General features: G+C 66.8%; 1 protein-coding gene. It reads right to left on the bottom strand.

The window, feature by feature from the left end; translation table 11 throughout:
* Positions 1-289: hypothetical protein (locus tag VJI94_RS08200; protein WP_324008997.1), on the bottom strand; the 289-nt coding region annotated here is incomplete at both ends.

Genomic DNA, 289 nt, shown 5'->3' with positions numbered 1-289 from the left:
ACGCCCTGACGGGCACCCGGAGGCGCGCCAAGGACCCCGGTCGCCCCGCCGGGCGCCGGTTGAGAACGCATAATGGAAATGTCTCCAATTCGGTCGCCTGACCGGCTTTCGGGTTGATGTATCCGGCCGCGACCTGAAGGACGCCGCTATCGGTCACGCGGCGGGGATCGCCGTCGAGCGCCAGGCCAAGCGTATCGATCGTCGCGTTCATCTGCGCGATGGCGCGCATATGCTCATCTGCGTTGATGCCCCGCTCGGCCAGCGCCGTGGTCATCAGTTTCAGACCGGC

This window comes from Parvimonas sp. D9 (genome assembly GCF_035282565.1).
GTDB classification, from domain to species: domain Bacteria; phylum Bacillota; class Clostridia; order Tissierellales; family Peptoniphilaceae; genus Parvimonas; species Parvimonas micra.
Note: the sequence above shows the minus strand (reverse complement) of the source record. Positions and strands in the feature narration are given on the sequence as shown.